General features: G+C 44.9%; 17 protein-coding genes. 14 read left to right on the forward strand and 3 right to left on the reverse strand.

Annotation, left to right across the window (positions count from 1 at the left end; genetic code table 11):
* Positions 1-70: 70 nt before the first annotated feature.
* The 3 genes from E2K93_RS10655 to tkt form a co-directional block, all read right to left on the reverse strand.
* The gene (locus E2K93_RS10655; RefSeq protein WP_135439076.1) at positions 71-5,128 is read right to left on the reverse strand and encodes a PAS domain S-box protein; all 5,058 of its coding nucleotides are present in this window, start codon (positions 5,126-5,128) and stop codon (positions 71-73) included.
* Positions 5,129-5,292: 164 nt separating this feature from the next.
* Complete coding sequence (gene pgi / locus E2K93_RS10660) at positions 5,293-6,933, reverse strand: glucose-6-phosphate isomerase (protein WP_135439077.1); 1,641 nt, start codon at positions 6,931-6,933, stop codon at positions 5,293-5,295.
* A gap of 16 nt (positions 6,934-6,949) precedes the next feature.
* A complete protein-coding gene (gene tkt / locus E2K93_RS10665; RefSeq protein WP_135439078.1) occupies positions 6,950-8,950 on the reverse strand; it encodes a transketolase in 2,001 nt (666 codons plus the stop codon).
* Between the two features lie 622 nt (positions 8,951-9,572).
* Between tkt and mraZ the strand changes: the two genes are divergently transcribed.
* From mraZ to ftsA, 14 genes are read left to right on the forward strand one after another with little or no spacing between them, the layout of a single operon-like run.
* Entirely contained in the window at positions 9,573-10,031 is a 459-nt protein-coding gene (gene mraZ, locus E2K93_RS10670) for a division/cell wall cluster transcriptional repressor MraZ (protein WP_135439079.1), read from the forward strand.
* Positions 10,032-10,056: 25 nt separating this feature from the next.
* Positions 10,057-10,998: a 16S rRNA (cytosine(1402)-N(4))-methyltransferase RsmH gene (rsmH, locus tag E2K93_RS10675; RefSeq protein WP_135439080.1), complete on the forward strand. Its 942-nt coding sequence runs from the start codon at positions 10,057-10,059 to the stop codon at positions 10,996-10,998.
* Positions 10,999-11,046: 48 nt separating this feature from the next.
* Positions 11,047-11,355, forward strand: coding sequence for a cell division protein FtsL (gene ftsL / locus E2K93_RS10680; protein ID WP_135439081.1), 309 nt, complete (start codon positions 11,047-11,049; stop codon positions 11,353-11,355).
* Positions 11,355-13,121, forward strand: a complete 1,767-nt coding sequence (locus tag E2K93_RS10685) for a peptidoglycan D,D-transpeptidase FtsI family protein (RefSeq protein ID WP_135439082.1) — start codon at positions 11,355-11,357, stop codon at positions 13,119-13,121. Before ftsL ends, E2K93_RS10685 begins: the two co-directional genes overlap by 1 nt.
* Positions 13,111-14,652 (forward strand): UDP-N-acetylmuramoyl-L-alanyl-D-glutamate--2,6-diaminopimelate ligase, encoded by a 1,542-nt coding sequence (gene murE / locus E2K93_RS10690; protein WP_228445268.1) that lies wholly within the window; start codon positions 13,111-13,113, stop codon positions 14,650-14,652. Before E2K93_RS10685 ends, murE begins: the two co-directional genes overlap by 11 nt.
* Positions 14,649-16,043 carry a UDP-N-acetylmuramoyl-tripeptide--D-alanyl-D-alanine ligase gene (gene murF / locus E2K93_RS10695; RefSeq protein WP_135439083.1) on the forward strand — a complete coding sequence of 465 codons (1,395 nt, stop codon included), beginning with the start codon at positions 14,649-14,651 and terminating at the stop codon, positions 16,041-16,043. Before murE ends, murF begins: the two co-directional genes overlap by 4 nt.
* The gene (gene mraY, locus E2K93_RS10700; RefSeq protein WP_135439084.1) at positions 16,037-17,116 is read left to right on the forward strand and encodes a phospho-N-acetylmuramoyl-pentapeptide-transferase; all 1,080 of its coding nucleotides are present in this window, start codon (positions 16,037-16,039) and stop codon (positions 17,114-17,116) included. The genes murF and mraY overlap by 7 nt, the downstream gene beginning before the upstream one ends.
* Before the next feature lie 47 nt (positions 17,117-17,163).
* Entirely contained in the window at positions 17,164-18,483 is a 1,320-nt protein-coding gene (gene murD, locus E2K93_RS10705; protein ID WP_228445270.1) for a UDP-N-acetylmuramoyl-L-alanine--D-glutamate ligase, read from the forward strand.
* The gene (gene ftsW, locus E2K93_RS10710) at positions 18,483-19,676 is read left to right on the forward strand and encodes a cell division protein FtsW (RefSeq protein WP_135439086.1); all 1,194 of its coding nucleotides are present in this window, start codon (positions 18,483-18,485) and stop codon (positions 19,674-19,676) included. The genes murD and ftsW overlap by 1 nt, the downstream gene beginning before the upstream one ends.
* A complete protein-coding gene (gene murG / locus E2K93_RS10715; protein ID WP_267128051.1) occupies positions 19,676-20,752 on the forward strand; it encodes an undecaprenyldiphospho-muramoylpentapeptide beta-N-acetylglucosaminyltransferase in 1,077 nt (358 codons plus the stop codon). The genes ftsW and murG overlap by 1 nt, the downstream gene beginning before the upstream one ends.
* A gap of 11 nt (positions 20,753-20,763) precedes the next feature.
* Positions 20,764-22,188 (forward strand): UDP-N-acetylmuramate--L-alanine ligase, encoded by a 1,425-nt coding sequence (murC, locus tag E2K93_RS10720; protein ID WP_135440473.1) that lies wholly within the window; start codon positions 20,764-20,766, stop codon positions 22,186-22,188.
* Positions 22,185-23,135 (forward strand): D-alanine--D-alanine ligase, encoded by a 951-nt coding sequence (locus E2K93_RS10725; RefSeq protein ID WP_135439087.1) that lies wholly within the window; start codon positions 22,185-22,187, stop codon positions 23,133-23,135. Before murC ends, E2K93_RS10725 begins: the two co-directional genes overlap by 4 nt.
* A gap of 55 nt (positions 23,136-23,190) precedes the next feature.
* The gene (locus E2K93_RS10730) at positions 23,191-23,967 is read left to right on the forward strand and encodes a cell division protein FtsQ/DivIB (RefSeq protein ID WP_135439088.1); all 777 of its coding nucleotides are present in this window, start codon (positions 23,191-23,193) and stop codon (positions 23,965-23,967) included.
* Positions 23,960-25,195, forward strand: a complete 1,236-nt coding sequence (gene ftsA, locus E2K93_RS10735) for a cell division protein FtsA (protein WP_135439089.1) — start codon at positions 23,960-23,962, stop codon at positions 25,193-25,195. The genes E2K93_RS10730 and ftsA overlap by 8 nt, the downstream gene beginning before the upstream one ends.
* Positions 25,196-25,220: the final 25 nt, after the last annotated feature.

A 25,220-nucleotide genomic window follows, 5' to 3' on the forward strand; every position in this document is an offset into this window, starting at 1 on the left:
GCTGTGTGTGAAAAGGTTAGACTAGGCTCTGTTTTGGACTATCTTTTGGGCTCGCTTTTTGGCTAAATTGTTAGCTCAATTTTTCATCGACCAAGGTGATGGCTTTATCATAGTCATAACTTTCAACGGCTTGGCTAAGTTTAAGTAACCAACCATTGCTGTCTTTAGTCATTAAGGCTTGCTGGTTTTGCTGTAAAAACTCGCCGGTTTGCGTGTCATAATCAACCAGCATGGCTTTCAGTTGAGAGAGAATATCATGCAGTTGTTGCTCGCTTATCTCGGTACTTGCTGATATTTGTACGTCTTCAGGCGTCAAGGTTTCAAGTTCCGCTAACACGTCCTGAAGCGCGGTATCGACTTCTTGTAAACTCCAACTACTAATATTGCCGGATTTACATTGCGCTTCGAGTAATTCCGCAGCATGAAGTAATTGCATTGCGCCAATATTGCCAGCCAACCCTTTTAGCGAATGGCTGAGTCGAGTGGCACTGTCTTCGTCGTTATCGGTCAACGCCTTATTGAAATTACGGACAAAGTCTCGTTGATTGCTGGCAAATTTCCTTAATAGCTTAAGGTAGAGTTTTTTATCGCCCATGGTGCGTTTTAGACCATCGCTGATATCAATGTATTGCCAATTTTCAGGGAGTTCTATTGCTTGTTCAGGTGATTGCTTGCCACTGACTTGGCTGCTAGCCGCCGGGGTTATCCATTTCGCCATGGTTTTAAACATGGCACTGACGTTTATCGGTTTAGGGATATGATCATTCATCCCAGCTTGTATGGCTTTTTCTCTGTCGCCCGCCATGGCGTTAGCGGTCATCGCTAAAATAGGCAAGTCTTTAAACTTGTCTTGCTGGCGTAACAGTTTCGTCGCGGTATAGCCGTCCATCACCGGCATTTGGCAGTCCATTAATACGCCGTCGAAGCTTTGCTTGTTAAGTATATCAATGGCTTCTTCGCCGTTATTAGCGATGGTACATTGAATACCGTTATTGCCTAATAAGCCGATGATTAATTCTTGGTTAACTTCATTGTCCTCAACCGCCAGTATATTGGCACCTTGTAGTGCCTCAATTGCGTCATCCGAAACGTCTCGACGAGAATGTCCATTGCCACCTAAGCGTTTGTCGCCCATCGCATCATTGATAGCGTCATTAAGGCTTGATGCGGTCACCGGCTTGGTCAATATGGTTTCAATCTGCAGATTTTCTAGGCGTATGTTTAATTCTTCACGGCCATAGGCTGTGACCATAAATATGATTGGCTTATGCTTTAAGGTAAGCTTGGATTGAATGATTTTAATTGCTTCAATGCCGTCCATGGTTGGCATCTGCCAATCCATTAATACCAATTGATAAGGTTTTGTTTTATCCGCGTCTTGCAGCAGCTCTAAGCCTCTTGCTGCGCTTTCTGCAACATCCACCTGATAACCAAAGCTGGCGATGATTTTTTCAAAGATAATACGCGCATGCAGGTTATCGTCGACCACAAGAACGCGTTCAATTTTTTGATGCGGCACAATCGGCTTTCTTTGTCGCGGTGTTTGACGTTTAAAGGTGATGGCAAAAGAGAAGGTGCTGCCTTTATTCGCTTCGCTTTCCAGTTTTATTTCGCCGCCCATAAGTTTGACCAGCTTTTGCGATATGGCCAAACCTAATCCGGTACCACCATGTTTGCGGGTGGTCGATGCATCGGCTTGGGTGAAGGGTTGAAATAGCTTGGCTTGTTGCTCGTCACTCATGCCGATGCCAGAATCAATAACCGAGAACTCAAGCTCTGCAATTTCATCATTAGCAAATTTACGGGTGATGCGAATAACCACTTCCCCTTCGCTGGTAAACTTAACCGCATTGTTCGCCAGATTAATTAAAACTTGGGTCAGTCTGAGTGGGTCACCTTTATAATTCATCGGTAGTTCAGATTCGATATCGAACAATAATTCTAGGTGTTTCTCTTCGGCCTTGATGCTTACGAAGTTGGTTAAATTCTCGAGGATATCGCCAAGGTTAAAGTCAATTTCTTCAACATCGAGTTTACCGGCTTCAATTTTTGAGAAGTCGAGGATGTCATTGATGATCCCTAATAGACTTTCTGCACTGCGATGCACTTTATCAATATAATTACGTTGCTGCTTATCTAAGTCGGTTTCTAACGCCAAATGTGACATGCCGATAATGGCATTCATTGGCGTGCGTATCTCATGTGACATATTGGCCAAGAAGTCTGATTTCGCCTGATTCGCTTCTTCTGCCACTTGTTGTGCTTTTATGTAGTCCAATTCCAGCTGTTTGCGCTCGGTAATGTCAATATGCACACCCGACACCCGTGTCGCACGACCATCAGCATCGGTTTCAGTAATGCGACCGACATCAAGTATCCACTTACTGGCGTTTGCACCCATGCGCAACTCTTCTTTAAACTCGGTACGTTGACCACGCAAATATTCAATCATGCGTTGCTCGGCCATGTCTTTGTCTTCAGGGTGGATATATTTGCCCCAAGTATTCAAACTATCGTGCAGGGTAAACCAGTCTTTTTCTTCTTCGACAAAGTCGCTGTCATGGCTGAGACCGAGCATATTAGCGCTAACGCGGTTAACTCGGATGATTTCTTTATCAGGGAAGAATTCCCATAAACCGATACGTGCACCAAAGGTTGCCGCATCAAGCCGTTCTTCACTTTGCTTAACTTTGAGCTCTTGCTGATGACGTTCAGTAATGTCGCGCATAATGCCGATAAAGACGGTTTGATCATCAAGCACGCTTTCTTTGACCGATAAGTCCATGGGGAAAATGTCGCCATTTTTGCGTTGGCCTTGAACTTCACGGACATTATCGACAACCGTCGAACTTTTACCGGATTTATAGTTATCAAGCAGTTCATCATGCTGATCGGCAATTTGTTTCGGTTGAATAACCGAAATATTTTTACCAATGATTTCGTCGCTGCTATATCCAAATATGCGTTGTGCAGCGGTTGAAAATTCTTGCACTATGCCTTTTTTATCAATAACCACGACACCATCAGCGACACTGTCTAATATGGTACGGTAGCGACTTTCACTATTTTGTAGTTCGTTCTTCAGCGACTCTTGCTCAGAGATGTCAATCATCACACCATCAAAATATTTGCTGTCGGTGATCGGATCGTTTAATGCCCCAGCCTTGAGTTGCACTGTGCGGTACTTCCCATCTTTATTCGTCAAGCGCATAGTGGTAGCGAATGTCTTGCCATCTCTTAGTGAGCGTTCGGTGAGCGCATCCAATAATTTTTGGTCATCCGGGTGAACAAAGTTGCCCAAATCTAATGTTGCGCCTTTACCGACAAATTTATCGGCGCTGTGACCGGTAATTTCTTCAATCTTTTTACTGACAAATATGAGCTTTGAATCGGTATTAAAGTCTTCGGTAAAACGAAAGCGAAATACGGTGCCAGGAATATTGGTCACCATAGAGCGGAATTGTTGTTCATTTTGAGTCAACAAAGTCAGTGCTTTCTCGCGCTCGGTAATATCGACCAGTGACAGGCGAATTTCTTTATTGTCTTCTGACGGTACTGCTGATGCGGCAATTTTGAGAATATCGCCGGTGGCGTTTAACAGTTCAATATTTACGTCTTTTAGGGAGACACCGTTTTTCGCCGACTCAAACATTTTCTCGCCGCTATGACTGGTGTCGTCATCGGGGAGTAATTGTTGCCATTTAATGATACTAATGTGGTCGGTATCGTAGCCGACTAACTGGGCAAACACTTTATTATGCTTACTGATGGCGCCATTATGTTGCAAGGTGGCGTGTGCAACGGGGGAGTTTTGATATAAATCCCATAGCCGTGCTTCTCGGTCGGATAGCTCTTTGGTGCGCTTTTCAACGCGACTCTCTAATTCATTATTTGATTGCGCTAAACGATTATTCATGCGCGTGACAATATTAAGTGCGGTATTGGCGAGCAAGGCAGTTAATACAATAATACTCAGCAAAACGGCGATGATGGTATAGCGCAATTGCACATAACCTTCTTGAACCTCTTGCAGATCGATTTCGGTAATAATGCCAAGTTCTAACTCTTCGACATAGCGCCAAGAGCCGAGTACTTTCACCCCGCGATAGTCATTATATCCTTCGCTGTTTTCACCATTTTCGCCTTGTAAAACGTTTTCCACACTGGCGATCAGCGGCCAACTGCCGCTATCTTCTTGCTTGTCATATGGAGCCTTGGCGGTCAGCTCACGACCGGGATCTTTTAACTCGATACTGAGAATGCTTGATTGGCCTCCTAAGATAAGACCAATCTCGGTAAGTTGTTTTTCAAAGCGGCTGGGCGAGACCAGAATGCCTTGCTTATTGACTAAGTAGGTTTCACCACTTTTACCGACTCGGGCACTGGTGGCAACTTTAAACAGTTCGCGAAATGGGTCGATGCGCAATGTCATCACGGCGACAACGTCGCCTTTCTCATTGCGGATTGGCCCGGCGATAAACATGGTGGTGTTGTGGGCGCCTAACCCTTTTTGCACTTGATGCAATGATACGTCACTGCGCATCGGACCAATGATGACGGTTTCACCATTAAATACTCTGGCCAAATGTTCGGGAAAACGTTCGGCAATAAGGTTCTTTTGCCCCAAATTTTCATCACGCAATGAGCCGTAATTAATGTTGTCTTTAGAAATAATGAAAAAGCCCACATGACGATACTCTAAAGGCAATTCATTGTAATGAATCCGCAGCCGTTGTAAATATGGATTTGTGGCGAGGGTGTTTACATCCGCTTTGAGTAATTGCTGCACCAATTGTATGTTTTCAGCATCATCAGAAATGACTTTCAATGAGGCGATTTGATTATGGTACCAGGTTAATAACGAAGACTCTGTGGTATCAGCAACGGTTGTTAATGACGATGTGGACTGCGACTGCATTTGTTCACGCATGGTGTGCAGACCGTAATTGATAATCACCGAGATAATGATCAAAAAGATCATCAAGGCGCCAGCGATCAGTTGTCGCGACTGGGCATTACCAAGAAATCGGGTTAACTCCTGTTGTGTTTGTTGGCGAATTTTACGCACCACAAAGATCAATAGAGCAATTAACAGAACGACCGCGGCCAAAATGGATTCGTTATACATGGCACTTCAAAATCTAAGCTAGATTAGACAATTTAGTTAAGCATAGCAGTACCTTAGCGCATTGTTATAGAAACAGGAATAATATCGCTAGCTTTTCCCTATTTTTTCTTCAGGCATAAAAAAAGCGAGACACAACGTTCTCGCTTTTGCGTATCTAAATAAGGTTAACTTTTGTTGGCCTTATAATAATTAATCAATGCGCGAGTTGAGCTGTCATGACCATCAACATCGCCATCGGCTAGAATTTCTGCATGAATATTATTGGCTAAGCCTTTACCTAACTCAACGCCCCATTGGTCAAAAGAGCAGACTTCAAGCAAAATACCTTGGCTAAAAATCTTGTGCTCATACATGGCAATTAATTGGCCAAGACTGAATGGTGTGATCTTATCAAATAAAAACATTGAGCTTGGGCGGTTACCTTGATGCACTTTATGTGAGGCAAGCTCATCGATGACTTGTTGTGACTTGCCAGCTTTTGCCAAGCTGTCACGCACTTCACTTTCACTGACGCCGGCCATAAACGCTTCAGCTTGCGCAAGCATATTGGCAATCAGAATGTCATGGTGATGCGCCATATGGCGAATAGGTGTTATCGAGCCAATAAAATCTGCTGGTACGATATTATTGCCTTGGTGTAGATATTGATAGAAGGCATGTTGGCCATTAATACCAATTTCTCCCCAAATGGTTGGTACAGTGTTGTAATCAACGGTGTCACCGGAAAAATTGACGTGCTTACCGTTACTTTCCATTTCTGCTTGTTGCAAGTATGCGGTTAAGCGGTTTAACACTTGATCATATGGCAGGATAACTTGCGAACGGGCATTTAAGAAACTGCAGTTCCAAATACTTAAACAGGCCATAATGAATGGGACATTTTGCCCGAGCGGTGCAGATTCGAAATGCTCATCAACGTTGCGCGCACCCAGTAATAATTGCTCAAAGTGTTCAAAGCCTAGATACAACGCAATGGGTAAACCAATTGTTGACCATAAACTGAAACGACCGCCTACCCAATCCCACATATCAAAAATGTTATCGGCATCAATACCAAATTCGGTTACCTTTTCAGTATTGGTTGAAACCGCAACAAAATGTTTGCCGATAGCGGCTTTATCACCAAGCGCATCAACCAGATACTGCATTGCCGTATTGGCATTGGTCATGGTTTCAGAGGTGGTAAAGGTTTTACTTGAGACCACAAACAAGGTGGCTTCAAGATCGACCGCATCGAGTACATCGGCAATCTGGTTGCCATCAACGTTTGAGGCGTAATGCACAGATAAGTTAGTTTGCTTGTAATGCTTCAAGGCATTAGTCGCCATCTCAGGGCCTAAGTTAGAGCCACCGACACCAATGCTAACAATATGGCGCATTGGCTTACCGGTAAATCCTAGCCATTGGCCAGATTGTACTTTGTCACAAAAGGCTTTCATTTTAGCGAGTTGCTCAGCAACTTGTGCAGATACATTTTCGCCGTCAACGTCAAGCGGTTTGCTGGTATCGCGTCGTAACGCTACATGCAGCACGCTGCGATCTTCAGTTATATTGATTCGCTCACCGGCAAACATTTTGTCGCGCCAAGTATCAAAGTCACATTGCTGTGCTAATTGCTCAAACAAAGACATGGTTTGCTGATTAATGTTTTGCTTAGAGTAATCAAACAAAAGCCCTGGTAGTCGCAATGAAAAGTTATCAAAGCGTTGATTATCGGCATCAAACATGGCTTTGATTGATTGTGTTTGCATGTCCTTGGCATGGGTCTGTAATGCCTGCCAAGCGGGTAACGACGAGCGAGTCATGGAGAATTTTCCCTTACTATTTAATGAGTTGTTCTACTTGTTCGACGATATTAGCAGAGCTGAAACCAAAATGCTCCATTAATGCGCCTCCGGGAGCCGATTCGCCAAATCGATCCAAACCAATGACGGTACCGTGTCGGCCGACATATTTGTGCCAAAAATCAGGGTGCGCTGCTTCGACGGCGACAATATGTTGGCAATCACTCGGTAATACCGAGTTTTTATAGGCATCAGACTGTTGGTCAAATAGCGATGTACTCGGCATCGATACGACGCGTACCTGTACTCCATTAGCCTGCAGGGCATTAGCTGCGTCCATAGTCGGCTCTACTTCTGAGCCCGTCGCAATTAAGATAACCTGTGGCGCGCCATCACTATCATGTAACACGTAACCACCTTGCTCGATAGCTGCAATTTGCTCTGTGGTTCTTGGTTGATGCGCTAGGTTTTGACGTGAGAACACCAAGGCCGAAGGTCCACTTTGATTTTTAATCGCATGCTTCCAAGCCACAGCAGATTCGGTTGCATCGCAAGGGCGCCATGTTGTTAGCTTAGGGGTGGTACGTAAATTGGTTAACTGTTCAACCGGTTGATGGGTTGGTCCGTCTTCACCTTGGCCAATGGAGTCATGGGTATAAACAAAAATATTTTGAATGCCCATCAGTGCCGACATGCGTACCGCATTGCGGGCGTATTCCATGAACATTAAAAAGGTCGCACCATAGTTAATAAAACCGCCATGTAACGACAATCCGTTCATAATCGCGCTCATACCAAATTCACGTACACCGTAATAGAGGTAATTACCATCGCCATCGTCTTTGCTTATCCCTTTCGAGCCAGACCATAACGTCAGGTTTGACCCCGCTAAGTCGGCACTACCACCAAGCAGTTCTGGTAAGTGCGGGGCATAAGCTTCAATGGCATTTTGTGAAGCTTTACGTGAGGCTATATTGGCCATTTGATGCTGACATTGGGCGATGTACTCATTGCTCATCTGATCAAAGTTTTGCGGCAAGGTTTTATCGATAACCCGGCGTTGATATTCAGTGGCAAGCTCGGGGAAAGCAGCTTGATAGGCGCTGAATAATTGTTGCCAGCTAGACTCGTTGGCTTGGCCGTTGGCTTTGTTATCCCAGCCTTGGTAAATGTCATCAGGGATTTCAAAAGGTGGATACGTCCAGCCGAGAAACTCACGACTCGCGCTAATTTCATCATCTCCTAATGGCGCACCATGACAATCGTGGCTACCACTTTTGTTTGGAGAGCCGAAGCCGATAACGGTTTTACAGACAATTAATGTTGGTTTGTCAGCAACCGCTTTGGCTTCTTTTATTGCCTGATCGATGGCGTTGCTGTCATGTCCATCGACGTTATCAATGACATGCCAACCATAGGCATTAAAGCGCTGTGCGCTGTTGTCGGTAAACCAACCCTCAACATGACCATCAATGGAAATACCATTGTCATCGTAAAAAGCGATCAATTTACCAAGCCCGAGGGTGCCCGCTAGCGAACACACTTCATGCGAGATACCTTCCATCAGGCAGCCATCGCCTAAAAAGCTATAGGTATAGTGGTCAACAATATCAAAGTTAGGACGGTTAAAGTGACTCGCCAGTGCTTTTTCCGCAATGGCCATACCTACCGCATTAGCAATACCGGCGCCTAAAGGCCCTGTGGTGGTTTCGACACCAGGGGTGTAGCCATATTCAGGGTGACCCGGGGTACGAGAATGCAATTGTCTAAATTGTTTTAAATCTTCCATGCCAAGGTCGTAACCACTTAAATGCAACAAAGAATAAATCAGCATAGAACCATGGCCATTAGATAGCACGAAACGATCACGGTCGGGCCAGTCTGGATTACTCGGGTTATGCTTTAGATGATCATTGAATAGAACTTCAGCGATATCAGCCATACCCATAGGGGCGCCAGGGTGGCCTGATTTAGCTTTTTGTACGGCATCCATAGCCAGTACACGAATTGCATTTGCAAGTTGTTTGCGGGTTGCCATATGAATTTACCTTTTAACTGTCAGGCAATAGCCAGATTGCGGAAATAGGGTGGTAACAAGAGGAAGAGGGAATATCCTCTCGATACCCAAGTAGAGTATAGACGGTGTCTAGGCAGTTTTTTTAAAAGATGACCACTTACGGCTTCTACATGGTTTGCGCGTTTATCTTTATTACTTAACTGTCTTATGAAACCAATGGTATAGAGTTTTAGCAAATGCAGGCATAGGACTGTCAGGGTTGAAACCAAAGTGGCAAGTTAAGACTCCTCTTTTTTGATCGGCTTTCTGCTAAAATCCCACAATGATCCCCCTAAAGTTGTCATTGATCACCATCACCGCACAATTGATCAGCAAAAAGCCTGATTTTTAAATTAATTTTTGGGTTAAAATCGCCACGACGTTGCACAAAATTCCACATATATAACAACTTAGCGCCGATTCGCTAGCAAGCCTTTTATTACAAGCCCTTCAGCAAATATTTTTGTTGCCTAATTACCCTTGACAAGGGTTGACTATAGTCACTAAACTGTACAGAAGTGGGAAAAAGTGGAGAAATGTGGATCTTTAGGCTATTGTTTAAAAAGTGAACAATAACAACAGCGATAGAAAAACAACAAAAATTATGTTTAGAGGCGCAAGCAACATCACCTTAGATAGCAAAAATCGGATCACGATACCGACACGGTACCGTGAGTCTTTGTTTGCCGATTTCGAGGGTAAAATGGTGTGCACTCTACATACTGAAAGTCGTTGTTTATTGTTGTATCCACTGTCGGAATGGGAAGAGCTAGAACTTAAGTTGAGCCGCCTATCCGATATGAACCCGAGTGAGCGTACCATAAAACGTATTCTCCTGGGTAACGCTACTGAATGTGAAATAGATAAAAGTGGTCGCCTGCTATTAAGCAGTGTTCTGCGCCAACACGCCAATCTCGAAAAAAACGTTATCTTGGTTGGTTTGTTTAATAAGTTTGAAATCTGGAATGAAGACGACTGGCAGACACAAATGCATCAAGGAATTGAAGACAATCAGCAAGGCAAGCTGGAATTAACCGAACGTTTATCGGATTTATCGCTTTAGCCTTAGGTTAAGGCTTGGAATAGTTATGGCAACAGAATTTGCACACATTTCAGTATTACTACAAGAAGCCGTAGATGGCCTGGATATAAAGCCAGATGGCACCTATATCGACTGTACTTTTGGTCGTGGTGGACATTCTGGACTGATACTAAAAAGCCTGGGTGAAAACGGACGTTTGATAGCCATTGATCGTGATCTACAAGCAATAGAGTCTGCGCAAAGATTTGCTGACGATCCTCGATTTAGCATAGTGCACAGTGGCTTCGCTAACCTGCAAGATATTGCCGTCGATCTGGATGTAATTAGTCGGGTCGACGGAATCTTGTTGGACTTAGGCGTCTCCTCGCCGCAACTGGATGATGCCAGTCGAGGTTTTAGCTTTATGAATGATGGCCCGTTGGATATGCGTATGGATACCAGCAAAGGCCAAACAGCGGCAGAATGGATAAAAGTTGCCGATGTTGAAGACATCACCTGGGTGTTAAGAACTTTTGGTGAAGAAAAAATGGCGTGGCGTATTGCCAACGCTATTGTTGATGCCCGAGAAGAGCAAGATATTACCACCACCGGTGAGTTGGCGAAAATTATCAAGCAAGCGGCACCACAAAAAGAAATTAAAAAACATCCAGCGACAAGAAGTTTTCAAGCGATTCGCATGTACATCAACTCGGAACTGGATCAAATCGAAAGCGCATTAGCGGCATCATTGGATGTATTAAAAGAAGATGGCCGTTTGGTGGTCATTAGCTTCCATTCATTGGAAGATAGACTGGTCAAACAGTTTATGAAAAAGCATAGCCAAGGCAAGAAAGTGCCACGTGGTATGCCAATTACAGAAGAAGAATTACAAAAAGGTAAAAAGCTGGCGTTGGTGGGTCGCACCAAACCAAGTAAATCTGAAGTTTCTGACAACGTACGCTCGCGCAGTTCAGTTCTTCGAGTTGCTCGCCGCTTGGCAAAAGATTAATCGATAACAACTATTGGGCAATAGTGTCATCGGTTAAAAGGATTAACCATGGCTAAACTGGTTTTAACCCAGGAAATATGGCAAGACATTAAGCGTTATAGCGGTACCTATATCATGGCTATGTTGGTACTGCTTTCGGCGTTTGCGGTGATCTATATGACACATATCAACCGGCAGGCAACCAGTGATTTGGAAAAGTTATACGGTGATCGTGACAGCCTCCATGTTGAATGGCGCAATTTGCAATTAGAACAAAACTCACTGGCAGAGCACAGTGAAATTGAAACCAAGGCTGATAAAGCGCTGCATATGCATCGGCCTGAAATTAACAGTGAAATAATAATAAAAACTCCATAATGGGTACTAAGGCTAAACGTAATAAAGCAAACCTAAAACCAACCACCATCGCTTGGCGATTTTACGTGGTTGTAGGCTTGATTTGCCTTGTATTCACCAGTTTGGTAGCCCGCTCCGCCTATATTCAGGTCGTCGAACCTGAATCCCTCCAACAAAAAGGCAAAAACCGCACCATCCGCAACGCCCATGTATATTCTTATCGAGGCGATATCCTCGATCGCAACGGCGAAGAGTTAGCCATCTCTGTGCCTGTTAAAACGGTTTATGCCGACCCGCAACGCTTTATTAAAGGTAAAAACGCTCTTAAAGATGAGCGTGCCCGTAAAGATTGGCAAAAACGACTCGATGTCCTCGCCCAAGTATTGGACATGAATGTGTCGACCATTATCGACAAAGTAGGAACCAACCCGAAGAAACGTTTTACCTATTTGTCGCGACACGTGTCGAAGCAAATGGCAGATTACATTGAAGTAAGTCTGAACATCCCTGGTATAGAGGTGTTAGTCGAAACCAAACGTTTTTATCCAACCGGCGAAATCAGTGCGCATTTGGTTGGTTTTACCAATGTTGATGAAGATGGCATTGAAGGCATTGAACGTCTGTTTGACGAGCGCTTAACCGGTGTCAATGGTAAAGACAAATACATCAAAGATGCCCATGGTAACCGCATTGAAATATTGGAAAAAGTCGACAAACAAGTGCCTGAACATATTGAATTATCGATAGATCAGCGCATTCAAGCCCTGGCTTATCGCGAATTAAAAGCCGCGGTTAAGTCGTTTCAGGCGGTATCCGGCTCAGTGGTTGTCTTAGATATTCACAGCGGTGAAATATTGGCGATGGTCAATGGTCCGTCATACAACCCAAATAATCGCAAGGGAACGGCAACACACAGATTTCGTAATCGCGCCATTACCGATACGTTTGAACCGGGTTCAACCATGAAGCCGTTAACGATATTAAGTGCGCTAGAATTGGGTTCAGTTAAAAAAGACGACATTATTAACACCTCACCAGGTTCGATGCGTATTGGTGGACGCCGTGTTTCTGACCCAAGAAACTACGGTAAGTTAAGCCTTACCGAGGTATTGATTAAGTCATCCAATATGGGGACTACGCGATTAGCAATGGAGATTCCAAAGGAATTTTTGCTATCGAAGTTTTTTGAAATGGGCTTTTCTGAAGATACCGGCACAGGCTTGATTGGTGAAAGTTCAGGCCGCTTATCGGATCGTAACCGTTGGTCAAAATTTGAATTGGCAACCTTATCATGGGGTTATGGCTTAGCAATTACGCCACTGCAGTTGGCGCGCTTTTACGCCACGTTTGGTAATGGTGGTAAAAAAGTTCCGCTGTCTATTGAAAAAAATCCTAAGTTTAACGAAGGTGAGCAAGTGGTCGATGCCGAAAATGCTCGCACCGTTTTGCATATGATGGAGCAGGTGGTATTGCAAGGTGCGCCAAAAGCTAAAGTAGATGGCTACCGTGTCGCAGGCAAAACCGGCACCGTACGTAAGGCCACTGCTGGCGGTTATGGTAATGAATATATGGGCATTTTTGCCGGTGTTGCGCCGGTGTCTGACCCTAAGATTGCGATTGTTGTGGTGATTAACGAACCTGGTGGTGATGATTACCACGGTGGTGAAGTCGCCGCACCGGTATTCTCGCGTATTATGAAAGGCGCGTTAACCACCTTGAACATTGCCCCAGACGATACATCCCGTATCAGTCAATTGACGGTTAAAGAGGGAGACAATGATGCCTAATCAAAGTCACTTCTCGATTAACCAAACACTGCTCGGACTAGGCATTGATTTAGCGGCAACAGGCTTTGTTGATAACCATTGCCGCAACTTGGTTAACGATTCTCGACAGGTAAACGCAAACGATATCTTTGCCGCCGTAATTGGTACGCAAAAAGATGCCAAACAATTTATCGATACCGCTGTACAAAATGGTGCAGCGTTAGTCATTTATCAATGCCAACAACCGCAACAACATGGGCAAGTGACGATGCTTGAAGGCGCCAGTGGTCAAGTGCCAAGTGTGGCGTTTTATCAGTTGGCGACGCAATTGCATCAATTGGCGGCAAATTATTATAACAACCCCGCTGATACTATGGCTTTGGTCGGGGTAACCGGTACTAATGGTAAAACCAGTTGTTGCCAACTTTTAGCACAATTGCTCTCTACCAAGAGCAACAAAAGCGCTATAATCGGCACCCTTGGTGCGGGTACCTTGGATAATTTGGTGGATATTAATAACACCACCCCAGGGCCAACCTTGTTACAACAGCTGTTAGCTCAGTTTACCGCACAACAGGTGAGCACCGTGGCCATGGAAGTATCCTCACATGCATTGCATCAACATCGTTTAAACAGCGAGATGCTAGATATTGCGGTATTCACAAATTTAAGTCGTGATCATCTAGATTATCACGGCGATATGCAAAGCTACGCCGATGCGAAAAAGGCAATGTTTGTCGCTAATGGCAGACAAAAATGGGTGATAAATGCCGATGATGCAATTGGTAAACAGTGGTTGCATAGTCTGCCCGATACAAACCCTAAAATGGCGTTTGCTATTGACGCAGATGAAAGCGAATTTGCTGGCTGGAATTACCTAATCGCTTGTGACCTTGATTGTCACAACAACGGCATACGTTTTACTTTGAAATCGAGTTTCGGCCAATGTCAGTTAGATAGCCCATTGCTCGGTCAATTTAATGTTGCTAATTTGTTGGCGGTTATCGCCGTGGCGCTATTACAAGGTATCACGCTTGCCGATTTGCCTGACTTGGTGGCTAAGTTACAGCCAGTTGCAGGTCGTATGGAAGTATTCAGCGCGGCGAATGAGCCGACAGCGGTGGTAGATTATGCCCACACGCCTGATGGCTTAGAGCAAGCGTTGCGCTCGGCAACGGCGCATTGTCAGGGTAAACTATGGGCGGTTTTTGGTTGTGGTGGCGACAGAGATAAAGGCAAACGTCCTTTAATGGGCGCGATTGCTGAGCAATACGCTGATCACATAGTGCTAACCAACGATAACCCAAGAACCGAACAGCCTGAAACAATTGCCGCGGATATAGCTAAAGGCATAAAAGCCCAAGATAAAACAACGACGATACTAGACCGTCAACAAGCGGTGTTATCAACCTTGGCGAATGCGAGTAGTGACGATATGGTGCTACTGGCCGGCAAGGGGCACGAAGATTATTTAATAATTGGGGAACAAACCATCGCCTATCATGAGCGCGAGGTTGTTCGTCAATTTTATTTACAGAGGGAAGGTCAATGATCCCATTACTGTTAAATGAAATCGCCGATGTAGTCGGTGGAAACATATTACGTTGCGAGGAGCCGGAAACTTTGGCCATCACCAGTGTCAGTTCCGATTCGCGTCAATTACAAGCAGGCGATCTGTTTATTGCTCTTAAAGGGCCGAACTTTGATGGTCATCGCTTTGTCACGCAAGCGTCCGATATCGGCTGTTCTGTCGCCTTGGTAGAGACTGAGCAAGATGTCGACATCCCGCAACTGTTGGTTACCGATTGCTACAAAGCTATGGGTAAACTTGCCGCTTATGTAAAACAGCAAGTTAATCCAAAAACTGTAGCCATCACAGGCAGTAGCGGTAAAACCACGGTAAAAGAAATGGTGGCAGCGATTTTGTCACAACTTGGCACCGTGTTAGCCACTGATGGTAACTTCAATAACGAAATTGGCGTGCCGTTAACCTTATTGCGTCTTGAGCATCAGCATCAATATGCGGTGATCGAACTTGGTGCCAATCACATTGGTGAAATCGCCTATACCACAACCCTTACTAAGCCAGATGTCGCCGTCATCAATAATATTGCTGCAGCTCATTTAGAAGGCTTTGGTGATTTATGTGGTGTTGCCCGCGCCAAAGGCGAGATATTTGAAGGGCTAGATGAAACCGGGGTTGCGCTATATAACCAAGACACACCATATACCCACAAGTGGCAATGGCGCTTAACCGATAAAACCGTACGCAAATTTAGCTGCGTAAAAGAAGCCGATTGTTATTGCAGTGATGTTCGCCTCAATGACCTTGGGTATAGCAGTTTCACCTTGAATACATATCAAGGCAATATCGACATTACCGTACCTGTACCAGGTCGCCATAATGTATGTAACGCCGTCGCTGCCGCAGCCATAGCGCTTGAGTTTGGTGCAACCTTAGAGCAGATCAAATCTGGACTTGGAAATATGGCGCCGGTTAAAGGCCGCTTAAATCTGATCAGTCTACCGGACAAAATGACCCTGATTGATGATACTTATAACGCCAATGTTGAGTCGACTAAAGCCGGTGTCGAATTGCTCGGCAGTTATGCAGGTCGCCGAATCCTGATACTAGGCGACATGGCAGAACTTGGCGAAGATGCTCGTCGCTATCACCAAGAAATCGGTGAGCATGCATTAACACATCACATAGATAACGTATTAACACTTGGCGTGCTAAGTCAAAGCGCATCACAAGTGTTTAATGGCGATGGCGCGCATTTTTCGCAGCGAGATAAGCTGATCGAAAAACTGGCGCAATTGCTTACTAACGAGGAACAAACAATTACTATTTTGGTTAAGGGCTCACGCAGTGCCCGTATGGAACTTGTCGTTGAAGACATTAAACAATGGCGTAACAAGGCTGAGGTGAGTTCATGTTAGTCTGGTTAGGTCAATATCTGACAGAATTTTACAGCGGTTTTAACGTTTTCTCCTATCTAACGTTCCGCGCTATTGTTGCCACATTAACCGCATTAATTGCGTCATTGTACTTTGGCCCTAAATTGATTCGCTATTTGCAAACCATGCAAATCGGCCAAACCGTACGTGATGACGGCCCGCAAAGCCATTTGTCAAAATCCGGTACCCCTACCATGGGCGGTATCTTGATTTTGGGCACCATTTTATTGAGCGTCTTGTTGTGGGCCGATCTCAGTAATCGTTATGTTCAGGTGGTGTTGTTTGTCACCGTAAGCTTTGGTCTTATTGGCTTTGTTGATGACTATCGTAAAGTGATACGCAAGGACCCGAACGGCCTAATTGCGCGTTGGAAATATTTTTGGCAAACCGCTGCAGGTTTAGCGACCGCATTTTATTTGTATGCTATCGCCCAGCCAGAAGGCACCACGTTATTGATCCCATTCGTAAAAGACGTGATGCCACAACTTGGCGTGTTGTATGTAGCCTTGGTGTATTTTGTCATTGTTGGTACCTCAAACGCAGTTAACCTGACCGATGGTTTAGATGGTTTGGCTATCGTACCAACGATTTTAGTTGCCGGCGCATTTGCGGTATTTGCTTATGTTACTGGTAATGCCAACTTCTCTGAATACCTAAATTTACCGCATATTCGCGAGACCAGTGAGTTGGTGATTATATGTACCTCGATTGTCGGTGCCGGGCTTGGTTTCTTGTGGTTTAACACCTACCCAGCGCAAGTGTTTATGGGCGATGTTGGCTCATTAGCGTTAGGTGCGATTTTAGGTGTTATTGCGGTATTGGTAAAACAGGAGTTGGTGCTGTTTATTATGGGCGGCATCTTCGTGATTGAAACGGTATCGGTGATATTGCAGGTTGGCTCCTACAAGTTGCGCGCGAAACGTATATTTCGCATGGCACCGATTCATCATCACTATGAATTAAAAGGTTGGCCAGAGCCACGCGTTATTGTTCGATTCTGGATTATATCCGTGGTGTTAGTGTTGATTGGTTTGGCAACATTGAAGTTGCGTTAATCGACAATAAGAGAACAGAGAAAACTAACTAACCATTTATGATGAGTATGTTTAACGGCAAAAATGTTTTAGTCCTGGGCCTTGGCGCCACAGGACTTGCCAGTGCCCGCTATTTAACGGCCACTGGGGTAGACTTTGCTGTCAACGACTCGCGTCAGCAACCGCCAGGGCAAAAACGTCTAGCGCAGTTGAATAAGCAGGCAAAACTCATCGCCGGTGGTTGGCATGCAACAACTATTGCCGCAGCCGATATTATCATTGCCAGCCCTGGTGTTGACATTAATATTGCCGAGATCCGTGACAACGTCCGCGCTGATGCCGAATTGATTGGTGATGTTGAGCTGTATTGTCGCATCAATAGCTCGCCGAAACTTGCCGTGACCGGCTCCAACGGTAAATCAACCGTGGTGAGCTTATTAGCGCACTTGGCGAAATACATGGGCGTCGAGGCGGTACTTGCCGGTAATATCGGTTTGCCGGTCTTAGAGGTTGCTGAGCAAGAATCCGAACTGGTCATTCTTGAGTTATCAAGCTTTCAGCTTGAAACCATGGTCTCTTTAGATGCTGTGGCTGGTACCGTACTGAATATTTGTGATGACCATTTGGATCGTCATCACACGTTGGAAAACTACAGTGCGATTAAACATCGCATATACCAACAAAGCCGTCGTCGGGTATTTAATCGCGAACAACTTAGCACTCGCCCTGAGACCATAAAAGACACTGATATCAGTTTTGGTCTTGATGCACCGCAACCAGGTCACTTTGGTGTTGTTGTTGATGGTGATAAAGAATTTTTAGCCTACGGCGACACCAAACTACTTGATTGCGCCCACTTACCACTGGCAGGTAAGCATAACCAACTCAATTGTTTGGCGGCATTGGCATTGGGTGTCTGTACCGATTGGCAGGTAGATAAATTGGCACAAGGTTTGGTGTCTTTTGAAGGCCTCGATCATCGCTGTAAGCAAATCGATACCTATGATGGCATCGTTTGGATAAACGATTCGAAAGCAACCAATATCGGTGCCACATTGGCGGCGATAGATGGTTTAGCCAGAGCGCGTCAAAAAATGATCCTTATCGCTGGTGGTGATGGTAAAGGCGCTGATTTTAATGAGTTGCTACCAGGTTTGAGCAAAGTCGATCACTTAATCACCCTTGGCAAAGATGGCGATGAAATCGCAAACTTAAAAGCTGGAACAATTAAAGTCGACACCCTTAAGCAAGCGGTTAAAACGGCTCGCCAGTTAGCGACACCAGGCGATTTAGTGCTGTTATCTCCGGCATGCGCCAGCATCGATATGTTTAACAACTACATGCAGCGTGGCGATATGTTTATTCAGGCAGTAAGGGAGATACACTGATGTTGGCATTTGCAGGGCAGTTGAAATTACCTATGTGGTTTAGTCAGGGCAGCGATGATACAGCCCCTGCGACCTTTGACCGTACCTTTATTATCTTAGCCTTCACCCTGTATTTTTTGGGCTTAATGATGGTTGCCAGCGCGTCGATTCCGGTTGGTGAGCGTTTATATAATAACCCATTTCACTTTGTTATCCGCCATGGTATCTACGTATTGTTGAGCTTGGTAGTGGCGTTTATAGCGTTAAAAGTAGAGATGGAACAGTGGCATAAATCCAGTTGGGTTTTATTGCTGTTCGCCATCCTTTTATTGGCTGCGGTATTGGTGGTTGGTCATAAAGTAAACGGCTCAACTCGATGGATTCGCTTAGGGTTAATCAACGTCCAAGTGGCGGAACCTGCCAAGTTATTTTTCTTTTGTTATCTATCGGCCTATTTAGTGCGTCGTCGTGACGAAGTAATGGATAATTTTAAAGGCTTTTTTAAGCCATTGTTGGTATTATTCATCCTCGCCGTACTGTTACTGTTGCAACCTGACTTGGGAACTGTGATTGTAATGGGGTGTACTGCCTTAGGTTTACTGTTTTTAGCAGGAGCTAGGTTGTGGCAATTTGCCGCTATCGTCGTGGCGGTACTCAGTGCATTTTCGCTAATGATTTATAACGAGCCTTATCGTTTGGCTCGTATTACCGGGTTTTTAGACCCGTGGGCAGATGAGTTTGGTATCGGCTATCAATTAACCCAATCGCTTATGGCTTATGGCCGTGGCGAATTTTTTGGTTTGGGGTTAGGAAATAGCATTCAAAAGCTAGATTACTTGCCTGAAGCCCATACCGACTTTGTTATGGCAGTGGTTGGCGAAGAATTTGGTTTTGTTGGTGTGTTGGCGTTGCTGGCAGTTGTTTTGGTTCTCGTTGTCAAAGCACTGTATCTAGGACGACAAGCACTGGAAAAAGAAAAGTATTTTGAAGGCTTTTTCGCCTATTCAATAGGTATTTGGATGAGTTTTCAAACGGCAGTAAATGTTGGTGCTAGCGCTGGGATATTCCCAACCAAAGGCCTAACTATGCCGTTGATCAGTTATGGTGGTAGTTCAATGATAGTCATGACACTGGCGATAGTCGTATTAATTCGCATTGATCATGAGTTAAGGTTGCAGGCGATTCAAGCAACCTCGAAAGGAGGGCGTAAGTAGTGTCGAAACGTCCAACAATCTTGATTATGGCAGGCGGTACCGGCGGGCATATTTTCCCGGGTTTAGCTGTGGCTGAATATTTACAGCAACAAGGCTGGCACGTGCATTGGCTTGGAACGTCTGACCGAATGGAAGCGCAAGTTGTGCCAGCGCACAATATTGATATTTCATTTATTAATATCTCCGGTTTGCGCGGTAAAGGGTGGAAGTCAAAGCTGACCATGCCGTTTAAAGTTTTACAATCTGTGTGGCAGTCACTAGATGTGATAAATCAAGTACAACCGGATGTGGTACTTGGTATGGGTGGCTATGCCAGTGCTCCAGGTGGTGTCGCCGCTTGGATTAAGCGTATTCCGTTGGTATTGCACGAACAAAATGCCGTGGCCGGCATGACCAATCGTTACCTAGCCAAGATAGCCAGCAAAGTATTGAGCGCATTTCCGAATGCCTTCAGTCGTGGTGTTGATGCGCAAGTGGTAGGTAACCCGGTACGGGGCAACATCAGCATGTTAACCGATGAACATGAACGCGAAATCAATAAGCGGGTGTTAGTGGTTGGCGGCAGTTTAGGTGCCAAAGTACTTAATGACACCGTACCACAAGCTATCTCACAAATTAAACTGCAAGGTATCGATGTTTGGCATCAAACCGGTAAAGGCAATAAGACTGACGTCGATGCGTCTTACCAAGGTTACCAAGTTGATGAAAGTAAGATCAAAGTATCCGAGTTTATTGACGATATGGCCGAAGCCTACGAATGGGCGGATGTGGTGATATGTCGTGCCGGTGCTCTTACTGTGTCTGAATTGGCGATGGCGGCAAAACCCGCAATCTTCATCCCATTGCCACACGCGGTTGATGATCATCAAACTAAAAATGCCCAATATCTTGTTGATGCTGGGGCGGCATATATGTTGCCGCAAGCAGAATTAAACGCGACCTTATTATCGCGAAAATTGAACATGTTATTTAGTTCAGAATCGACTTTGAAGAAAATGGCTAAGGCCTGCAAAGCGGTTTCTACACCTAATGCTACCGAACAAGTTGCAACCTTGTGTCGGTCATTAGTGGATTAGTGAAAGAATTTATGATGAATATTCCAGAAATGCGTCGTGTAAAAATCATTCATTTTGTTGGCATCGGTGGTGCTGGCATGGGTGGTATTGCCGAGGTATTACTTAACGAAGGTTATCAAGTGACGGGGTCTGACATAGGTGTCAACCCAGTGGTAAACCGTCTAACTAAGCTGGGTGCAAAAATTAACATTGGTCATCAAAGTGACAACGTAACTGATGCTAGCGTTGTTGTCGTGTCCAGCGCCATTAAAGCCGACAATGTTGAATTGGTTGCGGCACAAGAGCAGCGTATTCCAATTGTACCTCGCGCCGAGATGCTTGCCGAGTTGATGCGTTTTCGCCATGGTATTGCCATCGCAGGCACCCACGGTAAAACCACCACCACGAGTTTGATTGCCAGTATCTTTGCCGAAGGGCAACTCGATCCAACATTTGTTATCGGTGGTTTGTTAAACAGTGCCGGTACTAATGCACGATTAGGCAAGAGCCGTTATTTGGTTGCAGAGGCAGATGAAAGCGATGCGTCTTTCTTGCATTTACAACCTATGGTGTCGGTTATTACCAACATTGATGCGGATCACATGGATACCTACGAAGGTGACTTTGAAAAATTAAAAGACACCTACGTTGAGTTTTTACATAACTTGCCATTTTATGGTCTAGCGGTGTTGTGCATTGATAACCCTGTCGTTGCTGAAATTTTACCTCGTGTAGGCCGTCAGTTTATTACCTACGGTTTTAGTGAAGACGCTGACGTTAGAGCCATTGATTATCAGCAAGATGCCGGTGTCAGCAAATTTACTGTGTTGCGAAAAGAGCGCGACGATTTGCAAGTAACGTTGAATTTACCTGGTTTGCATAACGTTGCTAACGCCCTTGCGGCGATTGCTGTAGCGACCGATGAAGGCGTTGAAGATAAAGCCATTGTTGAAGCACTAGAGAAATTTGAAGGCATAGGACGTCGTTTTGAACACCTAGCTGATATCGCCACTGAAAAAGGCGAGATGACGGTAATTGATGATTATGGTCATCACCCAAGTGAAGTTGCAGCAACCATTAAAGCGATGCGCAATGGTTGGCCAGAGCGTCGTTTGGTCATGATGTTCCAACCACACCGTTATTCACGTACACGTGATTTATACGAAGATTTTGTCGAAGTGTTGGCATCGGTTGATCAATTGATTTTACTCGATGTATACGCAGCGGGTGAAGAGCACATCGCTAATGCGGATTCTAAGTCTTTGGCTTGGAGCATTCGTTCTCGCGGTAGCATGGAGCCAATTTATGTTAGTTCGCCAGAGCAACTGCCACAAATTCTTGGCAACGTATTAGAGCATGGCGACATGTTGATTACCCAAGGTGCCGGTAATGTTGGCGCTATTGCTCGTGATGTCGTAGCGGCGCCAGAGTTAAACGTCAAAGGGGATGCGTCATGAGCACCTTGCTTGACCTTAACCAACTAAAGCAACAGCATATCGCCGTACTTTTTGGTGGCAACAGTGCTGAGCGTGAGGTGTCGTTAAATTCAGGCAAAGCGGTTATCAATGGTTTACAAAAAGCGGGCTTTAAGGTTAGCGGTATTGATACCAAAGACGTCGCTTTGAACCAACTGCAAAGCTTAGGCATCGACCGGGTATTTATTGCCTTGCATGGTCGTGGTGGTGAAGACGGATGCATCCAAGGTGCATTGGAATACATGTCGATTCCATATACAGGTTCTGGTGTATTAGGGTCAGCGTTGTCGATGGACAAGGTACGGACCAAGCAAATATTTAAAGCCAGTAGTTTACCAACCGCTGACTTTGCTGTGGTAAACGAGGATGATTACTGCAGCGATGCTTGCCAACAGATTTTGCAAGATCTTGGTGGCAAAGCCATGGTCAAGCCAGCCAAAGAAGGTTCGAGTATTGGCATGGCGATAGCCCGTGATGCAGATGAGTTAGCGAGCGCACTAGAAAACGCGTTTAAGTACGACCATCAAGTGTTAGTTGAAGCATGGCTTAGTGGTGCAGAATTTACGGTGGCGGTTTTAGGTGAGCAGGCATTGCCAGCAATATCTATGGTCACACCAAACGAGTTTTATGATTATCAGGCCAAGTACCAAAGCAATAGTACCCAGTACTTGTGCCCGTGTGGTTTACCAGCAGAGCAAGAAGCACACTTGCAATCATTGGCGTTAAAAGCGTTTCGAGCAACCGGCGCCCAAGGTTGGGGTCGTGTTGATGTGATGCAAGATAGCGAAGGCAATTTTAACTTGCTGGAAGTGAATACGGTTCCAGGTATGACAGAAACATCCTTGGTACCGAAAGCTGCAAAGGTCGCAGGCTTAGACTTTCAAGACCTAGTGAGCCGAATATTGCAGCTAAGTGATATACATAAGTAATTGTACAAAAAGAAATATCGTTAAAGGGATTAGCTAAAGGCGTTAGCACTAGATTATGAGCAAGAGCAAAGACAACAATAATAGTTTGCTTGATCAGGTACCAATGAACTATTGGTCCGGATTGGCGTTTTTTATTGTTGTAACCATGTTAATGATCTTTGGTCTGGTAAAGGTATATCAATCGATGATGCAGGATGAAGCATCACCCGTGTCATCGTTAGTGATAAAAGGTAAAACACCATACACCTTTAATGCTGAAATTGTTGCCGCATTACGTCAGGGCGAATTGGATAACTTTTTCCAACTGGATGTCAATTTGGTACAGCATGAACTAGAGCAGTTACCCTGGGTGTACTCGGCGTCTGTGCGCAAGCAATGGCCTGATACGGTAAGTGTTTATGTGATTGACCAAACACCGGTAGCGCAATGGAATGATGATTTTTTTATCAATGAACAAGGTGTCATTTTCCAAGCAGATCAAACTCGGGTAGCACCGGGTTTGCCAAAGTTATTTGGTCCAGAAGGCAGTGAAACTCTGGCTTTAGCAACATACAGAGATTTGAATTTGTTGCTTAATTATATTGAGGTTGAGATTGATGAATTGGTGCTAAGTGAGCGTCATTCGTGGGTTTTAACACTAAAAGATGGCGTCTCTTTGAATCTGGGGCGCGAAGACAGAGTCATGCGAGTGCAACGATTTATGGATGCCTACAGGCAAATTAAATCAATGGCCAAGCAAGACATGCAAGTAGATTATATCGACCTGCGCTATGACACCGGCATGGCCGTTGGTTGGAAACCAAAACTAGAAGAAGAAAAAACAAATGCCTAAAGCAGTAGAAAGAAATTTGGTTGTTGGTCTCGATATTGGTACGTCCAAGATCGTCGCCGTTGTTGGTGAAGTGACACCTGACAACCAATTAAGCATTGTTGGTGTAGGCCACCATGCCGCCCGTGGTATGGATAAAGGTGGCGTAAATGATCTCAATTTGGTGGTGCAATCAATTCAACGAGCCGTGAATGAAGCGGAACTCATGGCCGATTGCAGTATTGGTTCTGTATATCTTGGTATTTCCGGTAAACATGTCTCTTGTCAAAATGAAAACGGCATGGTGCCAATCAATGACCATGAAGTGACGCAGGAAGACGTCGAAAACGTAATTCATACCGCGCGCTCTGTGCCGATGTCAGCCGAACGTAAAATGCTGCATGTGTTACCGCAAGAATACAGCGTTGATGTACAAGAAGGCATTAAAAGCCCTATCGGCATGTCAGGCGTTCGTATGGAAGCCAAAGTGCATATCATTACCTGTGCCAACGATATGGCGAAGAACATCGTTAAATGTGTTGAGCGCTGCAATTTAAGCGCTGATCAATTAATTTTTTCTGCGCTGGCATCAAGCTATTCGGTATTAACCGATGATGAAAAAGAATTAGGTGTCTGTGTCGTTGATATGGGCGCAGGCACATTAGACATTTCAGTGGTCGCCGGTGGCGCTATTCGTCACAGTGCGGTTATCCCAGTGGGCGGTAATCAGGTAAGCAGCGACATTGCCAAAATATTTAGAACGCCATTGAGTCATGCAGAAGACATTAAGGTGCAGTATGCATGTGCATTACGCCAAATGGTCAGCATGGAAGAAAATATTGAAGTACCAAGTGTTGGCGGTCGACCGGCGCGCAGTATGTCTCGTCATACCTTAGCCGAGGTTGTTGAGCCGCGTTATCACGAATTATTTGAGTTGATCCAAGAAGAAATTAAGTCCAGTGGACTCGAGGATCAAATCGCTGCAGGTATCGTCCTTACCGGTGGTACCGCAAAAATGGAAGGCGTGGTGGAATTTGCTGAAGAAGTATTCCAAATGCCAGTACGTGTGGGTACGCCATTAAATATTGAAGGCTTAACCGATTACGTTAACGATCCAAGCTATGCAACCGTTGTTGGTTTGCTGCATTACGGCTTGCAAGCGAGCAATGATAAGACTACAGAGTTGGGCGCAGGGGAAAGTGTGGTTGGCATGCTTTCGCGCTTGAAGAGTTGGTTTAATAACAACTTTTAGATAGACAAAATTTTAAAATTGAACA

This window comes from Thalassotalea sp. HSM 43, assembly GCF_004752005.1.
In the GTDB taxonomy this organism is placed as follows: domain Bacteria; phylum Pseudomonadota; class Gammaproteobacteria; order Enterobacterales; family Alteromonadaceae; genus Thalassotalea_A.

Coding starts and splice junctions, on each gene's coding strand:
- E2K93_RS10655 (WP_135439076.1), bottom strand. CDS start 5,128: ATGTATAACGAATCCATTTTGGCCGCGGTCGTTCTGTTAATTGCTCTA.
- mraY (WP_135439084.1), top strand. CDS start 16,037: ATGTTAGTCTGGTTAGGTCAATATCTGACAGAATTTTACAGCGGTTTT.
- murD (WP_228445270.1), top strand. CDS start 17,164: ATGTTTAACGGCAAAAATGTTTTAGTCCTGGGCCTTGGCGCCACAGGA.
- tkt (WP_135439078.1), bottom strand. CDS start 8,950: ATGGCAACCCGCAAACAACTTGCAAATGCAATTCGTGTACTGGCTATG.
- mraZ (WP_135439079.1), top strand. CDS start 9,573: ATGTTTAGAGGCGCAAGCAACATCACCTTAGATAGCAAAAATCGGATC.
- murC (WP_135440473.1), top strand. CDS start 20,764: ATGATGAATATTCCAGAAATGCGTCGTGTAAAAATCATTCATTTTGTT.
- E2K93_RS10725 (WP_135439087.1), top strand. CDS start 22,185: ATGAGCACCTTGCTTGACCTTAACCAACTAAAGCAACAGCATATCGCC.
- E2K93_RS10730 (WP_135439088.1), top strand. CDS start 23,191: ATGAGCAAGAGCAAAGACAACAATAATAGTTTGCTTGATCAGGTACCA.
- ftsA (WP_135439089.1), top strand. CDS start 23,960: ATGCCTAAAGCAGTAGAAAGAAATTTGGTTGTTGGTCTCGATATTGGT.
- E2K93_RS10685 (WP_135439082.1), top strand. CDS start 11,355: ATGGGTACTAAGGCTAAACGTAATAAAGCAAACCTAAAACCAACCACC.
- murF (WP_135439083.1), top strand. CDS start 14,649: ATGATCCCATTACTGTTAAATGAAATCGCCGATGTAGTCGGTGGAAAC.
- ftsL (WP_135439081.1), top strand. CDS start 11,047: ATGGCTAAACTGGTTTTAACCCAGGAAATATGGCAAGACATTAAGCGT.
- murE (WP_228445268.1), top strand. CDS start 13,111: ATGATGCCTAATCAAAGTCACTTCTCGATTAACCAAACACTGCTCGGA.
- rsmH (WP_135439080.1), top strand. CDS start 10,057: ATGGCAACAGAATTTGCACACATTTCAGTATTACTACAAGAAGCCGTA.
- pgi (WP_135439077.1), bottom strand. CDS start 6,933: ATGACTCGCTCGTCGTTACCCGCTTGGCAGGCATTACAGACCCATGCC.
- ftsW (WP_135439086.1), top strand. CDS start 18,483: ATGTTGGCATTTGCAGGGCAGTTGAAATTACCTATGTGGTTTAGTCAG.